Consider the following 16,938-nt stretch of genomic DNA (forward strand, 5'->3'; position numbering starts at 1 on the left):
GGTTCCGCCGCCATGACCCGTGAGATCCGAGTGCAGGGAACGGTCGCCGACGGATACGAGGCGGTGCGCGAGGAGTTCACCGCCGTACTCGCGAACGAACTGCCCGAATACGAGGGTCAGTTGGCCGCCCACGTGCGGGGGCGTCGGGTCGTCGACCTGTGGGTGGGCCCGGACGTCACCGGGGAGAGTCTGTACGGCGTGTTCTCGTCCACCAAGGGCGCCGCCCACCTCGTCGTGGCCCTGCTCGTGCAGGACGGCGTCCTCGACCTGGACCGCGTGGTCGCCGCGTACTGGCCGGAGTTCGCCGCCGAGGGCAAGGGCGCGGTGACCCTGCGGGAGCTGCTCGCGCACCGGGCGGGCGTCGCGGGCCCCGACGTCGGCTTCTCGCCCGAGGAGCTCGCCGACGACCGGGCCATCGCCGCGCGCCTCGCCGCGCAGCGCCCGTGGTGGCGCCCGGGGAGCGCCTTCGGCTACCACGCCTTCTCCATCGGGGCCCTCGCCGGCGAGGTGGTGTTCCGCGCCACCGGGCGGACCTTGCGGGAGGTGTACGAGGAGCGGGTCCGCGCACCGTACGGCCTCGACTTCTTCCTCGGGCTGCCCGAGGAGCACGAGAAGCGGTTCCGGTCCGTGCAGCCGATGGCGCCCACGCCCGAGCAGGCTGCCCTGCTCGACGCGGAACCGGCCCAGCCGCACACCTTCAACGCCCTCGCGTTCAACCGGCACGCGGCCGAGCCCACCGACCTGGAGGCGGCGCCCAACTCCCGGCTCCTGCGCGCCGAGGGGAACGCGTCGATCGGCGGCGTGGCGTCCGCGCGGGGCCTCGCCGGGATGTACGCGGCGGCGGTCACCGGCCTCGGTGGCCGGGAGGCGCTGCTCACGCCGGACACCATCGCCGCGTTCGGGCAGGTCCAGTCCGTCGGGCACGACCTGGTCGCGGGCGCCTTCAAGGCGTTCGCGGTCGGTTTCCAGGCGACGTCGGTGGCCGTGTACCCGTTCCTGGGCGCGGGCACGATCGGGCACAGCGGCGTGGCGGGGTCGCAGGCGTTCGCGGACCCGCGCAGCGGCCTCGCCTACGGCTACACGCGGCGCCGGTTCGCCTATCCGGGCGGCCCGGCCTTCGAGAACGAGCGGCTGGTCAGGGCCATCCATGAGGCGGCGATCGCGGCGGGCCGAGCCGGGCACGCGTGAGGGCCGCCCCCGGGGCGGGGTGCGGCCCTCACGGACGTACGGCCTGCGGTCAGGCGGCCGAGACCTCGACCTTGATGTTGCCGCGCGTGGCGTTCGAGTACGGGCACACCTGGTGCGCCTTCTCGACCAGCGACTGCGCGGTGGCCGCGTCCACGTTCGGGATGGAGGCGGTGATGGCGACCTCCAGGCCGAAGCCGCCGGACTCGTTCTGGCCGATGCCGACCTTCGCGGTCACGGTCGAGCCGGAGATGTCGGCGTTCTCCTTGCGGGCGACGACACCGAGGGCGCCCTGGAAGCAGGCGCTGTAGCCGGCGGCGAAGAGCTGCTCCGGGTTGGTGCCCGCGCCGCTGCCGCCCATCTCCTTCGGCGGGTTCACGACGACGTCGAGCTTGCCGTCGTCGCTGGCGACACGGCCGTCGCGGCCGTTCTCCGCGGTGGCCACGGCGGTGTACTTGACGTCGATCTTCTGGATGGACATAACGCTCTTTCCTCCTGAGATGTGACGTGGTGCGCGCCCACAACCACGGTTTGCGGAATCAGGTTATCGGATGCCGGAAGTGGGCCGGTGGGGCAGTTCAGCCGAGGGAGACGATCATCTTTCCGGTGTTCTCGCCGCGGAGCATGCCGAGGAACGCCTCCACGCCGTTCTCGACGCCCTCGACGACCGTCTCGCGGTACTTGAGCTCGCCGGAACGGATCCACCCGCCGACCTCGCGCACGAACTCGGGCTGCAGCGCCGCGTGATCCTGGACGAGCATGCCCGTCAGGCGCAGGCGCTTGCCGATGACCAGGGCGAGGTTGCGCGGGGCGGGGGTCGGCTCGGTGTCGTTGTAGCCCGCGATCATGCCGCAGATGGTGACGCGGCCGTGCACGTTGAGGCGGCTGATCGCGGCCTCCAGGTGCTCGCCGCCGACGTTGTCGAAGTAGACGTCGATGCCGTCGGGGGCCGCCTCCTTGAGCTGCTCGGCGACGGGCTTGTCGTCCTTGTAGTTGAAGGCGGCGTCGAAGCCGTACTCCTCGACGAGGAGCTTGACCTTGTCGTCCGAGCCGGCCGAGCCGACGACGCGCGAGGCGCCCTTCAGCTTGGCGATCTGGCCGACCTGGCCGCCGACGGCACCGGCGGCGCCGGAGACGAAGACGGCGTCGCCCTCCTTGAACGAGGCCACTTCGAGCAGCCCGGCGTACGCGGTCAGGCCCGTCATGCCGAGGACGCCGAGGTACGCGGAGAGTGGCGCGGCCTCCGGGTCGACCTTCGTGGCGTGCTGGGCGGGCACGGACGCGTACTCGCGCCAGCCCGCGAAGTGCAGGACGTGGTCGCCCACGGCGAAGCCCTCGGCGTTCGACGCGACGACCTCGCCGACCGCGCCGCCCTCCATGGGGCGGTCGAGCTGGAACGGCGGCACGTACGACTTCACGTCGTTCATCCGGCCCCGCATGTACGGGTCCACGGAGAAGTGCAGGTTGCGCACGAGGACGCGGCCCTCGGCGGGGGCCTCCACGGGAACCTCGCGCAGCGCGAAGTCCTCCGGCACCGGCCAGCCGGAGGGGCGCCGCACGAGGTGCCACTCGCGACTGACGGAGGGAAGCTGCTGCTCGGGGGTGACGGTCATGGGGGCGTCCTCCTACTGCGGATCAGCGTCAGGAAAATACTTGAGGTTGTAAAACAACCATGCTCCTGGATATTTCATGATGTCAAGTAAACGGGTAGCCTGGTCAGCATGGCCACCAGTAGCTCAGGCGACCGCGTACCTCGCGACCGCCCTCCTCACACCGACCCGCTGACGCTCGAAGTCGTCGAGCTCATCGGCACGGTCGTGGCGCGCTACCACGAGGAGTACGAGGAGGCCGCCGCCGGGCACGCGCTGACCGGGGCACAGGCCCGCGTCCTCGGGCTGCTCTCCCTCGAACCTATGCCCATGCGCCGCATCGCGCAGAAGCTGAAGTGCGAGCCCTCGAACATCACGGGCATCGTCGACCGCCTGGAGGCGCGCGGGCTCGTCGAGCGGCGCCCCGACGCGGCCGACCGCCGCGTCAAGCTGGCGGCGCCCACGGCACAGGGCGCGGAGGTCGCACGGAGCCTGCGGGAGTCCCTGGACTTCGCACGCGAGCCCCTGGCGGAACTGTCACGCGAGGAGCGGCTGGTGCTGCGCGGGCTGCTGCGGAGGATGGCCGGCGGGGCGACGACCTGAGCGGCCGAGCCGCCGCTCACGGCGACACCGCTTACGTGCACCACCACAGGAAGCGGTCGCACGTCTCGGTGGGCTCGGGCTCCGGAGGGCGCGTCGGCTCCGGGTCGTCCGCGGGAGGCGGGGACGTCGGGTCGGGCGTGTCCGGGGTGCCGCCCTGCGGCGGGGGCGCGGTGGAGGTGGGCGCACCGGGACCGTCGTCGCCCCCGCCCGCCTCGCTTCCCGGGTCCCGCTCGCCGCTGCCGGCGTCGCCGTCCCCGGCCTCGGCGTCGTCCCGCTTCTTCTCTCCCTGCCCGTCCTTGTCCCGCGCCTCGGCGTCCTTGGAAGCGTCCGCGCTCGGGCGGGACGACGTGGCCGCCGCGTCCTCGGCCGTCGTGCCGCCGGGAGCGCTCCCGTCCGCGCCCGCGGACTCCGAGGGGGACGGGTCCGCGGCGCCGCCGTCCGGCGCGGAGGCCGCCCGGTCGCCGGAGCTCCCCTCCGTGCCCAGCTCGGCGAGGCTCAGGCCGCCCGCCGCGAGGGCGAGGCCCGCGGTCGCGAACAGGATCTTGCGGCGTCTGCGCCGGTGCGCCCTGCGGGTGCGCTCCTTGCGGCGACCGCGGACGCGCGGGGACGACTCCTCGTACGCGCCGTCGTGGGCGTCGGGCTCCTCATGCGGCCCGGCGACGGACTGCGCGTACTCCCGGCAGGCTTCGGCCGGGGTTCCGCACCCCGGGCAGGCGAGGGCGCCGTTGAGGTGCCTGCGGCACGGGTGGCAGTAGTCCATGAGGCATGGAGGCTAAGTGCCGTGCCGGTGACTGCGGAAGCCGCCGCTGTGAAAGTTGTGTGCGGAATCGAGCAGTCCGGCCCATTCCGGGCACCGGCCTGCTCACGCCCTTCCCAATTGTCCCCTCAACCTGCGGGCCCGCAGCACGAGTTCCAGCTCGAATCGCCGGTCGGGGTCGTCCACCTCGTCGCCCCAGAGTTCCCTTATCTGACGGAGGCGGTAGCGGACCGTCTGGGGGTGCACGCCGAGCCGGGCCGCCACCTCGGGGGCGCCGCCGCGGGTCTCCAGCCAGGCCAGGAGGGTCTCCGCGAGGCGGCGGCCGTGAGCGGGGCCGCAGTGCTCCAGGGGTGCCAGGCAGCGGCGGGCCAGGTCCTCGATCAGCTCCTCGGGCTGGAGCAGCACCAGCGCCTCGGTGTGCTCCGTGCAGTGCAGGACCTCGCCGGAGGGCAGCAGTCCGCGCTCCATGAGGCGCACCGCCGCCTCCGCCCAGCGCAGCGACTTCGCGGCGTCGGCGAGGGCCACGGGCGGGCCGATGGCGCCGGACCAGCCGGTCATGGCGCGGCGCAGCAGTTCGGGGCGGCCCGCCGCGTCGGGGTCGGGCACGACCATGCGGGGCTGCTCCGCCTCCATGTCGAGCAGGACGCCCTCGCCGACGGCGGGTGCGACGGCCTCCGGTGCGGGGCGCAGCAGGACGCCGACGGCGACGCGTTCGGGCAGCTGCCAGCCGACGCGGGCGGCGCGCTCGCCGAGTCCGTTGCCGAGAGCCGTGGCTCCGGAGCCCGAGCCTGAGCCGTGACCCGAGCCGTACGACGAGCCCGGCACGCTGTCGGAGCGCCGTTCGGAGAGCAGCAGCTCCATCAACTTGCGTTGCAGGCGCAGCCGTTCCCCCGCCTCGCGGGCCGCCGCCTCCGCGTAGCCGCGTACGGACTGGTCGACCAGGCCGTCCAGGTACTCGAAACCGGACTCGGCGAGTTCGTACATGGCGGGCGGCGGGATCTGGATCTGCTGGCCGATCTCGGCGAGGCGGCGCCAGGCGAGACGTACACCCAGGCGGTAGATGGCCTGGAGCGAGTCGAGGCTGCGGCCGTGCAGGCCCTCGCCGCGGCCGAACTCCTGGAAGACCTCCAGGTGGTAGCGCGGGCGGCCCTCCTGCGACGCCAACTGCTGCACGAAGCCCTCCAGGGCGCGGCGGATGCCGATCAGCGCCATCGGCTCGCCCGAGTCGTCGAGGACGACGGGCAGGCCGGGGTACTCGGCGCGGATCTCACGCAGGATGTCCTGGGCGAGCGCGGGCACCTCCTCCAGGGCGAGCGCGGCGAACTCCCGTACCTGCCGGGGCGGTACGTCGCGCCACGCCGAGCGGAAGGGGGCGCGGTCGCCCGAAGGGCGGTCGTCCCGGGTGCGGGCGGCATCCGGAGTGCCGCCGTCCGGGAAGGCTCCGTCAGCCGTCAGGTCGTCGGACGCCTTGGCATGAGTCGCGGCCACGGTCGCTCACTGCCCCTGAGCCGGGGCCTCGTAATGCACGAGTGGCGTGTTCGGCTGGTCCGGCGTGGCGTCGAGGAGGGCGACGATGCCGAGGGCCGCGCCCACGGCGAGGAGCGCCGCGGCGGCGACGGTGAGTGAAGCGGCGAGCAGTCGGTGCATTGCGAGGGTCAGCCTCTCTGTCGGAGGTCGTCCCCACCCCGGTCGCGCAGTCCCTCGGCCGGTGGCCCGGTTCCGGCCACGAAGTCCTGGCCGAAGTCCTGGTCACACAGCCCGCGCCGGCCCCGCCCGGCAAGTCCTCAGTCTCTGCAATGCATTGACACTTCGTCAAGGGTCGGCCTACGGTTCCCGGCCCATACGGCTCGGTAACACTCTCCCGCCCTCAGCCCAGGAGTGACCCCAATGCGCCGCACCGCCTCTCCTCTGTCGCTGATCCTTCTCGGGCTCGGCGCGTTTCTTCTGGTCCTGGCACCGATGCTGGCCTGGTACGTCGAGCCACGCGCGAAACGCACGCCCGTGGATGTCGACATCACGACCGTCTTCAAAGGCAAGGGAAGCTATTTCGACACCGAGAAGATCAAGACGGTCCACGACAAGGACCTCACCATCACCCGTCAGGTGCGCGGCGACGTGGCCGACAGCGAGGACAGCGGACGCGCGGTCTGGGACGTGTCCACCTCGGTGGATCCGGACAAATCCCTGCCCGCGGCCGACCCGCACGACTCGCTCCAGTGGACGCTGGAGCGCTGGGTCACCGACCGGAAGACGAACGCGCCGGTGCACTGCTGCGGCGAGGAGCCGTACTTCGAGGGCGAGGCGTACCTGAAGTTCCCCTTCGACGTGGAGAAGCGGTCCTACACCTGGTGGGACAACACGCTGGGCGCGACCGTGCCGCTCACGTACCGCGGCACGAAGAAGATCCAGGGGTACGAGGGATACAGGTTCACGGCGACGGTGAAGCCCACCAAGACGGGCACGCGCCAGGTGCCGGGGCGGATGGTCGGGCAGCCGAAGAAGAGCCAGGTCATCGCCGACGAGTACTACGCCAACCACGGCATCGAGCTCGTCGCGGACCAGCGCACCGGCCGGATCATCTACGCCGCGATCGGCCCCCGCAAGACGTTGCGCGCGCCCGGGTCGGAGAAGGACGCGACGGTGCTGCTCGACAGCGACCGGATCGCGTTCACGCCCGCCACGCAGAAGGCTCAGGTGAAGCTCGCGGACGACGACAGCAGTCGGCTGGAACTGGTCGGCGAGACGCTGCCGCTCGGTGCGGGCGTGCTGGGCGGGGTACTCGCCGTGGCGGGCATCGTGCTCGTCGTACGAGGGCGTCAGGACGACGGGGCGAACGGTCCCGGGCGGCGCGGAGGCGGAGCGGAGCCGGACAGTCCGAATCCGGAAACGTCACCGACCGCCCTGCAGTCCAGCACGATGTGATGAGACGTCAGCTGTTGAAAGCGCAGAAATTGTCACTTCGGTGAGTAGCCGCGCGGTACGGGTCGGCGAAAACTATCCACCCCCACCCGCGCACAGTCCCCGCACCACCGCACGACCCCGCATGGAGCACCACCCCGCAGAACCCAGCAGGATCGTTCCGCCCGACCGGACCCCCCACAGTTCCGCACCCTGAGACGAGTTGGAGCACGCATGCCCCAGCACGTACCGTCCTCGCTGCGCGCGGCCACCCCACGCCGCGCGGAGCGTGTTCCGGCGCTTCCCCCACAGCCGCGCCGGATCGTCTTCCTCGCCCACCGCGACCTCGGCAACCCGGCCGCGGGCGGCTCCGAACTCCTCGTCGACCGGCTCGCCGACGGCCTCAGCAAACAGGGCCACCAGGTCACCTTGCTGTGCGGCGGGCCGGCCGCCTACCGCGACTACCGAGTCGTGTCGGCCGGCGGCGACCTCGGCCACTACCTGCGGGCCCGCACCGCGTTCACGCGGCAGGTCGGCGACTGCGACCTGCTCGTCGAGGTCTGCAACGGCATGCCGTACCTGGCGCCGCTGTGGCACCGCGGGCCCACCCTGTGCCTCGTCAACCACGTCCACACCGACCTGTGGGGGATGCGCTTCCAGGGCGCGCTCGCCCCCGCGGCCCGGATCGGCCGGAGACTCGAACACTGGGCGCTCTCGGGCGCGCAGCGCGGCAATCTCCTCGTGGCCGTCTCGCCGTCGACGGCCACGGCGCTGCGCGCCATCGGCGTCGACCGGGACCGCATCCGCATCGTGCACAACGGGGTGGAGGAGCCGGGCCCGCTGCACGCCCGCTCCGACGACCCGATGTTCCTGGCGATGGGCCGGCTCGTCGAGTACAAGCGCATCGATCTGCTGCTGCGGCTCTGGGAGCGGGTCAGACCCGTCACGGGCGGCCGCCTCGTGATCGTGGGCGACGGCCCCGAACGGCAACGGCTCGAACAACTCGCCGGTCCCGGAGTCGAGTTCAAGGGACATGTCTCGGAGGCGGAGAAGCACCGGCTGCTCTGTGAGGCGTGGATGCTGCTGCATCCGTCGGCGGTGGAGGGCTGGGGGCTCGTCATCACCGAGGCGGCGACCCGCTCGACGCCCTCCATCGGTTTCGACGTGCCGGGCGTACGCGACTCCGTGGAGGACGGTGTGACCGGTCTCCTCGCCCGGGGCGAGAGCTCCTTCGCCGCCGCCTGGTGCACCCTCGCGCTCAGCGCCGAGCGCCGCAGGGCCCTCGGCAAGGCCGCCGGGGAGCGGGCCGTCCAGTTCCGCTGGGGCAACACCGTGCGGCAGTTCCAGGCCGTGGCGGCCGAAGCGGTCGCCGCACACCAGGTGTCCCAGGGACGCCCCGTGTCCAAGGACCAGGCGCCCCAAGGACCCCCGACTCCCCCGAGGTCTGCGTGAAGGACCCTTCGCTGCGCCGCTCCGCCACGCTCTTCCGGGCCTTCCTGCGCGAGCAGCAGGAGCCCGAGCGGTGCTACACACTCCTCGCCCGCGACGCCGCCGACCAGGTCGAGGCGTACGGACCGGTGAACGGCCGCGTCGTCGTCGACATCGGCGGCGGTGGCGGTTACTTCACGGAGGAGTTCCGGCGGCGCGGCGCGCAGTCCTTCCTCTTCGAGCCCGACCCCGCCGAGCTGGGGCCCAAGCCGCCCGAGGGCGCGGTCGTCGCCGACGGGTACCTGCTGCCCCTCGCGGACGGCGTCGCCGACGTCACGTTCTCCTCGAACGTCCTGGAGCACGTCGACGACCCGCAGACGTTCCTGAGCGAGATGGTCCGGGTCACCAGGCCCGGCGGACTGATCTACGTCTCGTTCACCAACTGGCTGTCCCCGTGGGGCGGTCACGAATGGGCGCCCTGGCACTATCTGGGCGCCGAACGGGCCCGGGCCCGCTATGAACGACGTAACGGCAAGGCCGCGAAGCACACGCTCGGCGAGAACCTCTTCGTCCACCACGTCGGAGCGACGCTGCGCCAGGTGCGCGGCCGCGACGACGTGGAGATCGTGTCGGCGCGCTCCCGCTACTGGCCCTTCCTGGCCGGGGCGATCACCAAGGTGCCGGGTGTGCGCGAGTTCGCGACCTGGAATCTCCTCCTCATCCTCAGGCGGTGTCCATGACCACGGTCCAGGCCCCACCCCCGGCGGCCGCAAGACCCACGACCGCTGCCCCTGAACCCTCGCGGGGGCCGCGCTCGCGGCGCTGGCTCGTGGGGTTCTGGGCCGTGGTGTTCGTCTCCTTCCTCGCGGTGAAGCCGGGGCGGATGACGTTCGACACCAAACTCGGTGTCGCCGTCGACCCCTGGCAGTTCCTCTCCGACCTGGGGCAGCTCTGGCACGACAGGGGCGGCTTCGGCGGCATCCAGGACCAGTACGTCGGCTACGCCTTCCCGATGCTGCCGTTCTACGGCCTGGCCGACCTCGTGCAGCTGCCGGTGTGGCTGGCGGAGCGGCTCTGGTTCTCGCTGATCGTGGCGGTCGCGTTCTGGGGCGCGCTGCGGCTCGCCGAACGCCTGGGCATCGGCAGCCGCCACAGCCGGCTGCTCGGCGCGGTGGTGTACGCGCTGTGGCCGACGTTCACCGTGGTCATCGGCTCGACGTCGGCGGCGGCGCTGCCCGGCGCGTTCCTGCCGTGGGTGCTGCTGCCGCTGGCCGACGACCGGTTCAGCGCGCGCATCGCGGCGTGCCGCTCGGCGCTGATCATCCCGTTCATGGGTGGTGTGAACGCGGCGGCGACGCTCGCCTCGCTGCTGCCCGTGGGCCTGTACCTGCTGTCCCGCCCGAACGGCCCACGCAAGCGGAAGCTGATCACGTGGTGGGTGCCGGGCGTCGTCCTGGCCACGGCGTGGTGGGTCGTACCGCTCCTGATGCTCGGCATCTACGGCGAGAACTTCCTGCCGTTCGTCGAGGACTCGGCGACCACGACGGGCACGATGTCGGCGACCGAGGCGCTGCGCGGCGCCGGCAACTGGGTCGCGTACCTGCACTTCGGCGAGGCCTGGCTGCCCGCGGGGTGGACCGTGGCGACGGCCGTCGTCGCCGTCGTCTGCTCGGCGCTCGCCGCCGCACTGGGGCTCGCGGGTCTTGCGCGACGTGACCTGCCGGAGCGGCGCTGGCTGGTCCTGACCGTCCTGTCGGTCGCCCTGGTGACGCTCGCCGGGTACGGCGGCGCGTTCGGCGCACCCTTCCACGGCACGGTCCAGTCGTGGCTCGACGGCGGACTCGTCCCCTTCCGCAACATCTACAAGTTCCAGACGGGTCTCGCACTCGCGCTGGTCTTCGGCCTGATGCACCTGGTGGGCGTGGCCGCGCAGGCGCGCGGAGCCCGGCGGGTGCGCGGCAGGCGGTACGCGCCGCTGATCGCGGCGGTCCTTGTCCTTCCCGGGCTCGCCCTGCCCTACGTCAACGGGTCGATCCTGCAGCCCGGTTCGTTCCAGAAGCTGCCCACGTACTGGCAGACGACGGCCGACTGGCTGGAGAAGTACTCGCCCGACTCGCGCGCCCTCGTGGTGCCCGCCACCGCGCACGGCATCTACACCTGGGGCTCCCCCATCGACCAGCCCCTCGACGTGCTCGCCGACTCGCGCTGGGCGCAGCGCGACTACGTGCCGTTCGGCGCCCCGGGCAACCGGCGCGCGATGGACGCCGTCGAGCAGGCGCTGATGACCGGCGCCGAAGTGCCCGGTCTGCGCGACTTCGTGACGCGGGCCGGTCTGTACTACGTCGTCGTGCGCAACGACCTCGACCCGGACCAGGTCGGCAACGTGCCCACCGCGACGGTCAAGCGGACCCTGGAGGAGTCCGGTTTCCGCCGCGTCACCGGCTTCGGACCGCAGACCACCGGCGGCATCATCCCCGACGACACCCCGGTCCAGGTGGAGGGCCTCTACCCGCGCCAGCGCGCGGTCGAGATCTACGCCCCCGCGGAGGGCGCCGAGCGACCCGGCCAGGCGGGCCTGAAGCCGGTGTCGAACACGGCGGTCGTCAGCGGCGGCCCCGAATCCCTGCTTCCGCTCTCCGCCGACCCGTCGATGCGCGACCGCCCCACCGTCCTGACCGGAGACAACCATCCGGGCATCGGAGCCCCCGCCCTGCAGGCGGTCGGTGACGGCATGCGCCGCGCCGACACCCGCTTCGGGCTGGTCAACTCCAACACCTCGTACACGTACGGGCGTGACGAGCGGAACGCGGTCGACGCGCTGCAGAACCCCGACGAGAAACCGCACCAGATCCTGCCGAGCAAGGGCGTCGAGCACCAGACGACGTCGGAGCTGCGGGGTGCCAAGTCGGTGTCGGCGTCCAGCTACGGCAACTGGCTCTTCCACCTGCCGCAGTACGACCCGGCGAACGCCTTCGACGGAAACCCGGCCACGGCCTGGGCGGAGGGCAACGCCGGGTCGGCGGACGGCGAGTGGATCAAGGCGGAGTTCACCACGAAGGTCACGGTGCCTTCCTCGTTCCGCGTCACCCCGCTGCCGCAGAACGGCACGCGGGCGGCGCCCACCCGGATCCGGGTGGAGACGGAGCACGGCAGCATCACCAGCCCCCTCCGGCCCGACGGGCAGCCGCAGCGCGTAAAGGCCAAGGCCGGCTCCACGGACTTCGTGAAGATCACGATCCTGGACACGCAGGTGGCACGGCCCGGTCTCACCGGCGCGGGCTTCTCGGAGATCTCCATCCCCGAGGTGCGGGTCACCCGCCTCCTCCAGCTCCCGACGGACGCGGAGAAGTCCACCGACGCGAAGTCCACGACGTACTCCCTGCACCGCACGTCCGACCCGGGCGCCTTCTCGCAGGTGGACACCGAATCGGGGCTGCACCGCCGCTTCACGACGACGGCGGAGGGCGCGTACGACGTGAAGGCGAGCGCGGTGGCCGTGCCGGGCCGTGAACTCGACGAGCTGCTGTACAAGGTGGCGCCCGAGCAGGAGCAGCAGATCATCGCGACGGCCGACTCCACCGCGAAGCTCGGCAGCGGTCTCTCGCCGCGCAACCTCACCGACGGCGACCTGACCACGGCGTGGGTCGCGGGCAGCGACAACCGGCCCGTCATCCACCTCAAGTGGCCGGGCAAGACGCCGGTCGGCGAGATCGTGCTGCCCGCGGCGGGCGGTCTGTCCACGCGGCCCGTGAAGATCGAGATCAGCTCGCCGGACGGCGCGGCGACCGCGGGCGTCGACGAGAACGGCAACGCCCGCTTCGCGCCGATCACCACCGACGAGATGGACATCACCATCACGGAGACGGCGCCGCTGACGGTCCACAACCCGGTCGCGGACGACGACCTCCAGCTGCCGGTGGGTCTCACCGAGGTGTACGTCCCCGCGCTCGACAAGTACCGCACGAAGCAGCCCGACCCGAAGGACCGCTTCTCGCTGCCGTGCGGCCAGGGCCCGGTCCTCTCGATCGACGGCGAGCTGTACGAGACGAGCGCGAAGGGCAGGGTCCGGGACCTCACCGACCGGCGCCCGGTCGACATCACGCTCTGCCAGGAGGGCGAGAAGTCGCCGTCGGTCCGCCTCGACGCGGGGGCGCACAGCCTGGAGACGGGTGACGCGGGTCCGCTCGCCGTCATGGACGCGTCCCTGACCACCGGCACGCCGGCGGCGCCCGACACGGCCGCGCGCGAGCTGAAGGTCAAGGACTGGCTGGGCGACCGCCGCGAGCTGACGGTCGGCTCGGGCGCGGCCTCGTACCTCACGACGTACGAGAACGTGAACGACGGCTGGAAGGCGACGCTCAACGGCAAGGAGCTGACGTCCGTCCGGCTCGACGGCTGGCAGCAGGGCTGGCTGGTGCCGAACGGCGAGGGCGGCACGGTCAAGCTGACCTACGAGCCGTCGCAGATCTACGAGATCGGCCTGATCCTCGCCGGTGTCGGCGTCCTCGCCCTGGTGGCGCTGGTCCTCGTACGGCGGCGCGACCCGAACACGGACGGCCCGACCGCCGCGCCGCCCGCCCCGGGCATCGTCCTCGGCACGGTGGCGCTCACGCTGGTGGCCGCGGTGATCGCGGGACCGTTCGCACTCCTGGTCCCCGCGCTCGCCCTCCTCGCGTGGTGGCGGCACGCGCTGCTGGTGCCGATCGCGTTCCTCGCGATGGCGGGGGCGGGCATCGCGGCGGCGACGGGAGCAGGCGAGCCGGTCGCGTCCGACGAGGGAGCGTTCGGCCACGCGGCCCAACTCCTGGCCCTCATCGCACTGTTCGCGGCGCTGGTGACCGTAGGGGAGACACGGCGGCGCACCGTGGAAACGTTGGAGTACGGCCCGGACACGGTCGGCGGCCCCCCGCCGTACACACCCGCCCCCGCACCGACCCACGACCCGGCGACGCCCCCGCTCGGCACGGACCGCGACCCGGCCGCGCACACGCCGCCGCTGCCCCGCCGCAAGCGCGCGGACGACGGCACGGACGGCGCGCCGGAGACGGCCGCGGGCCCGACGGTCTCGGCCCGTGGCCCGGCATCGGCCCAGCCGGAGCCCGCGCCACCCGGCCGGACGATGCGTTTCCCGCGCCGCAGGCGCCCGTCCACGACAGGAGAAGGCACCCAGCGATGACCGCACTGGAACACCCGGCACGACGCGCGGAAGGACCCGGGCGGCCGCCCGCGCGCGTGCCGTTCCCCGTCGTCGACGAGGTCTCACGGCACTGCCTCCAGGAGGAGGAGCCGGAGACCGTGCACATCGAGGTGCACCTGCCGGGCACGCCGGACCAGGCCCGCCTCCGGGCCGCCTTCACGGAGGCCCTGCGCCGTCACCCGCGCATCCTGATGCGGGAGGCGCGGGGCCCCTGGTACCGCCGCCGCTACGAGTGGGAACTCACCCCGGACCCGGACGTGGAGGTGGTGACGTTCCCGCCGCCGGAACCGGACGCGCTGAAGCGGGCCCGCGAACGCGCCCTGGCCGAGGCCCCACCCCTGACCTCCTCACCGCCGATCCGGCTGGAGGTGGTGGCACAGGTCCCGGCCGCCGAGGACACCGCGTCCGGGGAAGGCGACGGAAGCTCCTCTGCGAAGGACCCCGGTTCCGTCCTCTTCCTCACCATCAACCACACCGCCCTCGACGGCCCCGCCTGTCTCCGCGTGCTCGCCACCGCCGCCGAGCTGTACGGGGGCGAGGACAACTCCCCGGCGGCGCCCCCCACCCGAGCCCCCGCCGCGCCACAGGCGACGGCCGAGCAGACCCCTGCCGACGCGCCCTCGGGCTGGGCGCCCCCCGCCCGGGTCGCGAAGGGGCGGCCCGAGCCCTCCCCCGGCAACGGCATGCTCGTCGCGGAGCTGCCCGTGCCGAAGCGCCCCAAGGGGTCCCCGTTCACCGTGAACGACCAGCTCATGGTCGCCACCGCGCTGATGATCGCCCACTGGAACCGTGAGCACGGCGCCCGCCCGCGCCCGTTCCGCATCACGATGCCCGTGGACGACCGTCCCCGGGACGCCACCATGCCGATCGGCAACGGCACCCGGCTGGTGGAAGTCCCCTTCGGCGCGGACGAGTTGGCCGCACGGGACTGGACCCCGGAGGCCACCCGCGACCTCCTGCGCCGCACCTCCGAGAGAACCCGCGCCCTCAAGGCGCTCTCCCGCCCCCAACTGGGCCACGGCGCGACGCTCCTGACCGCGCCCGTCCTGCCCGTCACCCTCCGCGCCGCCGTCACGCGGGGCCTGCGCAGGGCCGCCGCGCCCTGGACGTCGACGACGCTCCTGAGCAACATCGGCCGGGTCCCCTACGCCCTGGACTTCGGCGACGCGGGCCGCGCGCACGCCGTCTGGTTCTCCGCGCCCGCCCGGCTGCCACGCGGCCTCACCGTGACCACCGCGTCGACGGCGGGCCGGCTGCACCTCGCCCTGCGCTGGTCGAAGACGCTGCTCAGCCACGGCGACGGCTCGCACCTGCGCGACCTGTTCGAGCACTACCTCCACGCGACGGAACACACCGAACCCCACGAGACCCACGGGGGGTCCACGTGACCAGCGCCCCCACGACCACCGCCCGCCAACGCCCGAAAGGACTCCGGGACTTCTACGAGAACCCGGCCGTCCCCGTCGCGTCGGGCGACGCCCGCTCCATCCGCCAGGCCCGCATCCTCGCCGCCGCGCTCGGCCCCGCCACCACCCGCACCGCCACGGTCCTCGACATCGGCTGCGGCGACGGCACGGCGGCGGCGACCGCGGCGCCGCTCCTCGCCGGGCACCGCGTCGTCGGCGTGGACTGGTCGCAGGACGCCCTGAAGCGCGCACACGCCCGCCTGCCGTACGTCGTGCGCGGCGAACTCTCCGACGGCGGACTGCCGTTCGCCGACGGGGCGGCCGACGCCGTGCTGTTCAGCGAGGTCGTCGAGCACCTCGTCGACCCGGACAGCGCCCTGGACGAGCTGAGAAGGGTGCTGCGACCGGGCGGGCACCTGATGCTGTCCACCCCGAACCTCGCCGCCTGGTACAACCGCGGCCTGCTTCTCGCCGGAGTGCAGCCCGTGTTCTCCGAGGTGAGCCTGCGCGGCATCCACGGCAGGCCGGGCAAGGAGGTCGTGGGGCACCTGCGGCTCTACACGGCACGCGCGCTGCGCGAGTTCGTCGCCGCGTCCGGCTTCGAGGTCGTACGCCTGTCGGGGGCACCCTTCCATGGCGTGCCACGCCCGCTGCGCGCCCTGGACCGGCTGGCCTGCGCCGTACCGAGCGCCGCGTCGATCCTCCTGCTGCACGCCCGAAAGGCCTGACCATGTGGTGGGGCGTGGCCGCGGCGCTGATCGCGAACCTGCTCTACAGCACCGGTTTCGTCCTGGAGAAACGGGCGTTGACGGCGATGCCGTCGGTGAGCGTCCGCAGCCCCGCGCGGCTGCTGCGCCAGGTGCTCGGCAGCCCGCTGTGGATCGGCGGCTCGCTGGCCCTCGCGGCGGGCTTCGGCGCGCAGCTCGCCGTGTACCGCACACTGCCGATCGCCGCGGCGCAGGGCATCTTCGTGTCGGGTCTCGTCCTTCTCCTGCTGCTCTCCTCCGTCCTGCTCGGCGAGCGGACGTCGGGCCGTGAGCGGTACGCGGTCGCCGGGATCCTGATCGCGCTCCTGATGGTGGTCCTCTCCCTCAACGAGGACAACGACACGGTCGGCCACGGCGCGCCCGTGCCACTGATCCTCACCGTGTGCCTGCCCTCGCTCGCCGCGGGCGTCTGGCTGTACGGCTCCGCGGAGCGCCGCGCCAAGCACCGGCACCGCATGCCGACGGCGGGCGTCGAGTACGGCGTCGCGGTCGGGCTCCTGTACGGGGTGAGTTCACTCGCCATCAAAGGCGTGTCCAGCTATCTGACGACGGAGGACATCGGCGGCGCGGTCGGCGACCTGCTGCGCTCGCCCTACCCCTACCTGCTGCTCTTCACCGGCGCGTTCGGCCTGGTCATGTCGCAGGCGGCCCTCCAGCGCTGCCGGGCGTCCCTCATCGTCCCCGTGTGCACCACGGTGACGTCACTGTTCACGGCGGTGCTGGGGACGCTGGCGTTCGGCGAGGCACTGCCGCACGAACCGGTGCGCCTCACGCTGCGCATCGCGGGCACGGTCCTCGCCGTGTCCGTCCTCGTCGCCATGCCGAAGCACGACACGGCACCTCCCCCTCCCTCGACCGCTCCCAAGGAGTTGACCAGCGGATGAACCCCGAAGACCCGCTGCTGAAGATCCTCGCGTGCCCGCTCGACAAGGGCCCCCTGCACCTGCTCGCCGCCGAGGAACCCCTCGTACCGGAGGAGTCGCTGTACAACCCCCGGCTGCGGCGCCGCTACCCGGTCCTCGACGGCATACCCCAGCTGCTCCCCTCCTCCGGCGAGCAGGTCCCCGAGGAGGAGCACGAGCAGCTGCTCCAGCGCATGTCCCCGTGA

Annotated in this window: 15 protein-coding genes; 10 read left to right on the forward strand and 5 right to left on the reverse strand. The window is 72.7% G+C overall.

The annotated features are described in order from the left end of the window. Positions 1–12 precede the first annotated feature (12 nt). The gene (locus DEJ47_RS11215; RefSeq protein ID WP_150167388.1) at positions 13–1,188 is read left to right on the forward strand and encodes a serine hydrolase domain-containing protein; all 1,176 of its coding nucleotides are present in this window, start codon (positions 13–15) and stop codon (positions 1,186–1,188) included. 49 nt (positions 1,189–1,237) lie between these two features. Here the strand turns inward: DEJ47_RS11215 and DEJ47_RS11220 are convergent, their stop codons facing one another. After that, positions 1,238–1,666: an organic hydroperoxide resistance protein gene (locus tag DEJ47_RS11220; protein WP_150167390.1), complete on the reverse strand. Its 429-nt coding sequence runs from the start codon at positions 1,664–1,666 to the stop codon at positions 1,238–1,240. Between the two features lie 97 nt (positions 1,667–1,763). Beyond that, on the reverse strand, positions 1,764–2,798 hold the full coding sequence (locus DEJ47_RS11225) for an NADP-dependent oxidoreductase (protein WP_150167392.1): 1,035 nt from the start codon (positions 2,796–2,798) through the stop codon (positions 1,764–1,766). Between the two features lie 108 nt (positions 2,799–2,906). Between DEJ47_RS11225 and DEJ47_RS11230 the strand changes: the two genes are divergently transcribed. Beyond that, positions 2,907–3,377: a MarR family winged helix-turn-helix transcriptional regulator gene (locus tag DEJ47_RS11230; protein WP_150167394.1), complete on the forward strand. Its 471-nt coding sequence runs from the start codon at positions 2,907–2,909 to the stop codon at positions 3,375–3,377. A 31-nt stretch (positions 3,378–3,408) separates the two neighbouring features. Here DEJ47_RS11230 and DEJ47_RS11235 read toward each other — a convergent pair whose 3' ends face one another. From DEJ47_RS11235 to DEJ47_RS36400, 3 genes are all read right to left on the reverse strand, one after another. Next, positions 3,409–4,137, reverse strand: a complete 729-nt coding sequence (locus tag DEJ47_RS11235; protein ID WP_150167397.1) for a hypothetical protein — start codon at positions 4,135–4,137, stop codon at positions 3,409–3,411. Positions 4,138–4,239: 102 nt separating this feature from the next. Then, the gene (locus tag DEJ47_RS11240) at positions 4,240–5,622 is read right to left on the reverse strand and encodes a helix-turn-helix domain-containing protein (RefSeq protein WP_223828308.1); all 1,383 of its coding nucleotides are present in this window, start codon (positions 5,620–5,622) and stop codon (positions 4,240–4,242) included. 6 nt (positions 5,623–5,628) lie between these two features. Then, positions 5,629–5,781, reverse strand: a complete 153-nt coding sequence (locus DEJ47_RS36400; RefSeq protein ID WP_165283971.1) for a hypothetical protein — start codon at positions 5,779–5,781, stop codon at positions 5,629–5,631. 240 nt (positions 5,782–6,021) lie between these two features. On the opposite strand from DEJ47_RS36400, the gene DEJ47_RS11245 reads away from it, so the two are divergent. The 8 genes from DEJ47_RS11245 (at position 6,022) to DEJ47_RS11280 (ending at position 16,938) form a co-directional block, all read left to right on the forward strand. After that, positions 6,022–7,056 (forward strand): DUF3068 domain-containing protein, encoded by a 1,035-nt coding sequence (locus tag DEJ47_RS11245; protein WP_150167399.1) that lies wholly within the window; start codon positions 6,022–6,024, stop codon positions 7,054–7,056. A gap of 210 nt (positions 7,057–7,266) precedes the next feature. Continuing rightward, a complete protein-coding gene (locus DEJ47_RS11250; RefSeq protein ID WP_150167401.1) occupies positions 7,267–8,484 on the forward strand; it encodes a glycosyltransferase family 4 protein in 1,218 nt (405 codons plus the stop codon). After that, positions 8,481–9,200: a class I SAM-dependent methyltransferase gene (locus DEJ47_RS11255; RefSeq protein ID WP_150167403.1), complete on the forward strand. Its 720-nt coding sequence runs from the start codon at positions 8,481–8,483 to the stop codon at positions 9,198–9,200. The genes DEJ47_RS11250 and DEJ47_RS11255 overlap by 4 nt, the downstream gene beginning before the upstream one ends. Then, the gene (locus DEJ47_RS11260; RefSeq protein ID WP_150175557.1) at positions 9,197–13,636 is read left to right on the forward strand and encodes an alpha-(1->3)-arabinofuranosyltransferase; all 4,440 of its coding nucleotides are present in this window, start codon (positions 9,197–9,199) and stop codon (positions 13,634–13,636) included. The genes DEJ47_RS11255 and DEJ47_RS11260 overlap by 4 nt, the downstream gene beginning before the upstream one ends. Continuing rightward, on the forward strand, positions 13,633–15,045 hold the full coding sequence (locus DEJ47_RS11265) for a condensation protein (RefSeq protein ID WP_150167405.1): 1,413 nt from the start codon (positions 13,633–13,635) through the stop codon (positions 15,043–15,045). The genes DEJ47_RS11260 and DEJ47_RS11265 overlap by 4 nt, the downstream gene beginning before the upstream one ends. Next, a complete protein-coding gene (locus DEJ47_RS11270; protein ID WP_150167407.1) occupies positions 15,042–15,791 on the forward strand; it encodes a class I SAM-dependent methyltransferase in 750 nt (249 codons plus the stop codon). The genes DEJ47_RS11265 and DEJ47_RS11270 overlap by 4 nt, the downstream gene beginning before the upstream one ends. 14 nt (positions 15,792–15,805) lie before the next feature. Then, the gene (locus DEJ47_RS11275) at positions 15,806–16,714 is read left to right on the forward strand and encodes a hypothetical protein (protein WP_150167410.1); all 909 of its coding nucleotides are present in this window, start codon (positions 15,806–15,808) and stop codon (positions 16,712–16,714) included. Beyond that, positions 16,711–16,938, forward strand: coding sequence for a Trm112 family protein (locus tag DEJ47_RS11280; RefSeq protein ID WP_150167412.1), 228 nt, complete (start codon positions 16,711–16,713; stop codon positions 16,936–16,938). Before DEJ47_RS11275 ends, DEJ47_RS11280 begins: the two co-directional genes overlap by 4 nt.

The organism is Streptomyces venezuelae (assembly GCF_008642355.1).
GTDB classification, from domain to species: domain Bacteria; phylum Actinomycetota; class Actinomycetes; order Streptomycetales; family Streptomycetaceae; genus Streptomyces; species Streptomyces venezuelae_B.

Coding starts and splice junctions, on each gene's coding strand:
- DEJ47_RS11230 (WP_150167394.1), top strand. CDS start 2,907: ATGGCCACCAGTAGCTCAGGCGACCGCGTACCTCGCGACCGCCCTCCT.
- DEJ47_RS11220 (WP_150167390.1), bottom strand. CDS start 1,666: ATGTCCATCCAGAAGATCGACGTCAAGTACACCGCCGTGGCCACCGCG.
- DEJ47_RS11215 (WP_150167388.1), top strand. CDS start 13: ATGACCCGTGAGATCCGAGTGCAGGGAACGGTCGCCGACGGATACGAG.
- DEJ47_RS11245 (WP_150167399.1), top strand. CDS start 6,022: ATGCGCCGCACCGCCTCTCCTCTGTCGCTGATCCTTCTCGGGCTCGGC.
- DEJ47_RS11225 (WP_150167392.1), bottom strand. CDS start 2,798: ATGACCGTCACCCCCGAGCAGCAGCTTCCCTCCGTCAGTCGCGAGTGG.
- DEJ47_RS11265 (WP_150167405.1), top strand. CDS start 13,633: ATGACCGCACTGGAACACCCGGCACGACGCGCGGAAGGACCCGGGCGG.
- DEJ47_RS11260 (WP_150175557.1), top strand. CDS start 9,197: ATGACCACGGTCCAGGCCCCACCCCCGGCGGCCGCAAGACCCACGACC.
- DEJ47_RS36400 (WP_165283971.1), bottom strand. CDS start 5,781: ATGCACCGACTGCTCGCCGCTTCACTCACCGTCGCCGCCGCGGCGCTC.
- DEJ47_RS11235 (WP_150167397.1), bottom strand. CDS start 4,137: ATGGACTACTGCCACCCGTGCCGCAGGCACCTCAACGGCGCCCTCGCC.
- DEJ47_RS11280 (WP_150167412.1), top strand. CDS start 16,711: ATGAACCCCGAAGACCCGCTGCTGAAGATCCTCGCGTGCCCGCTCGAC.
- DEJ47_RS11250 (WP_150167401.1), top strand. CDS start 7,267: ATGCCCCAGCACGTACCGTCCTCGCTGCGCGCGGCCACCCCACGCCGC.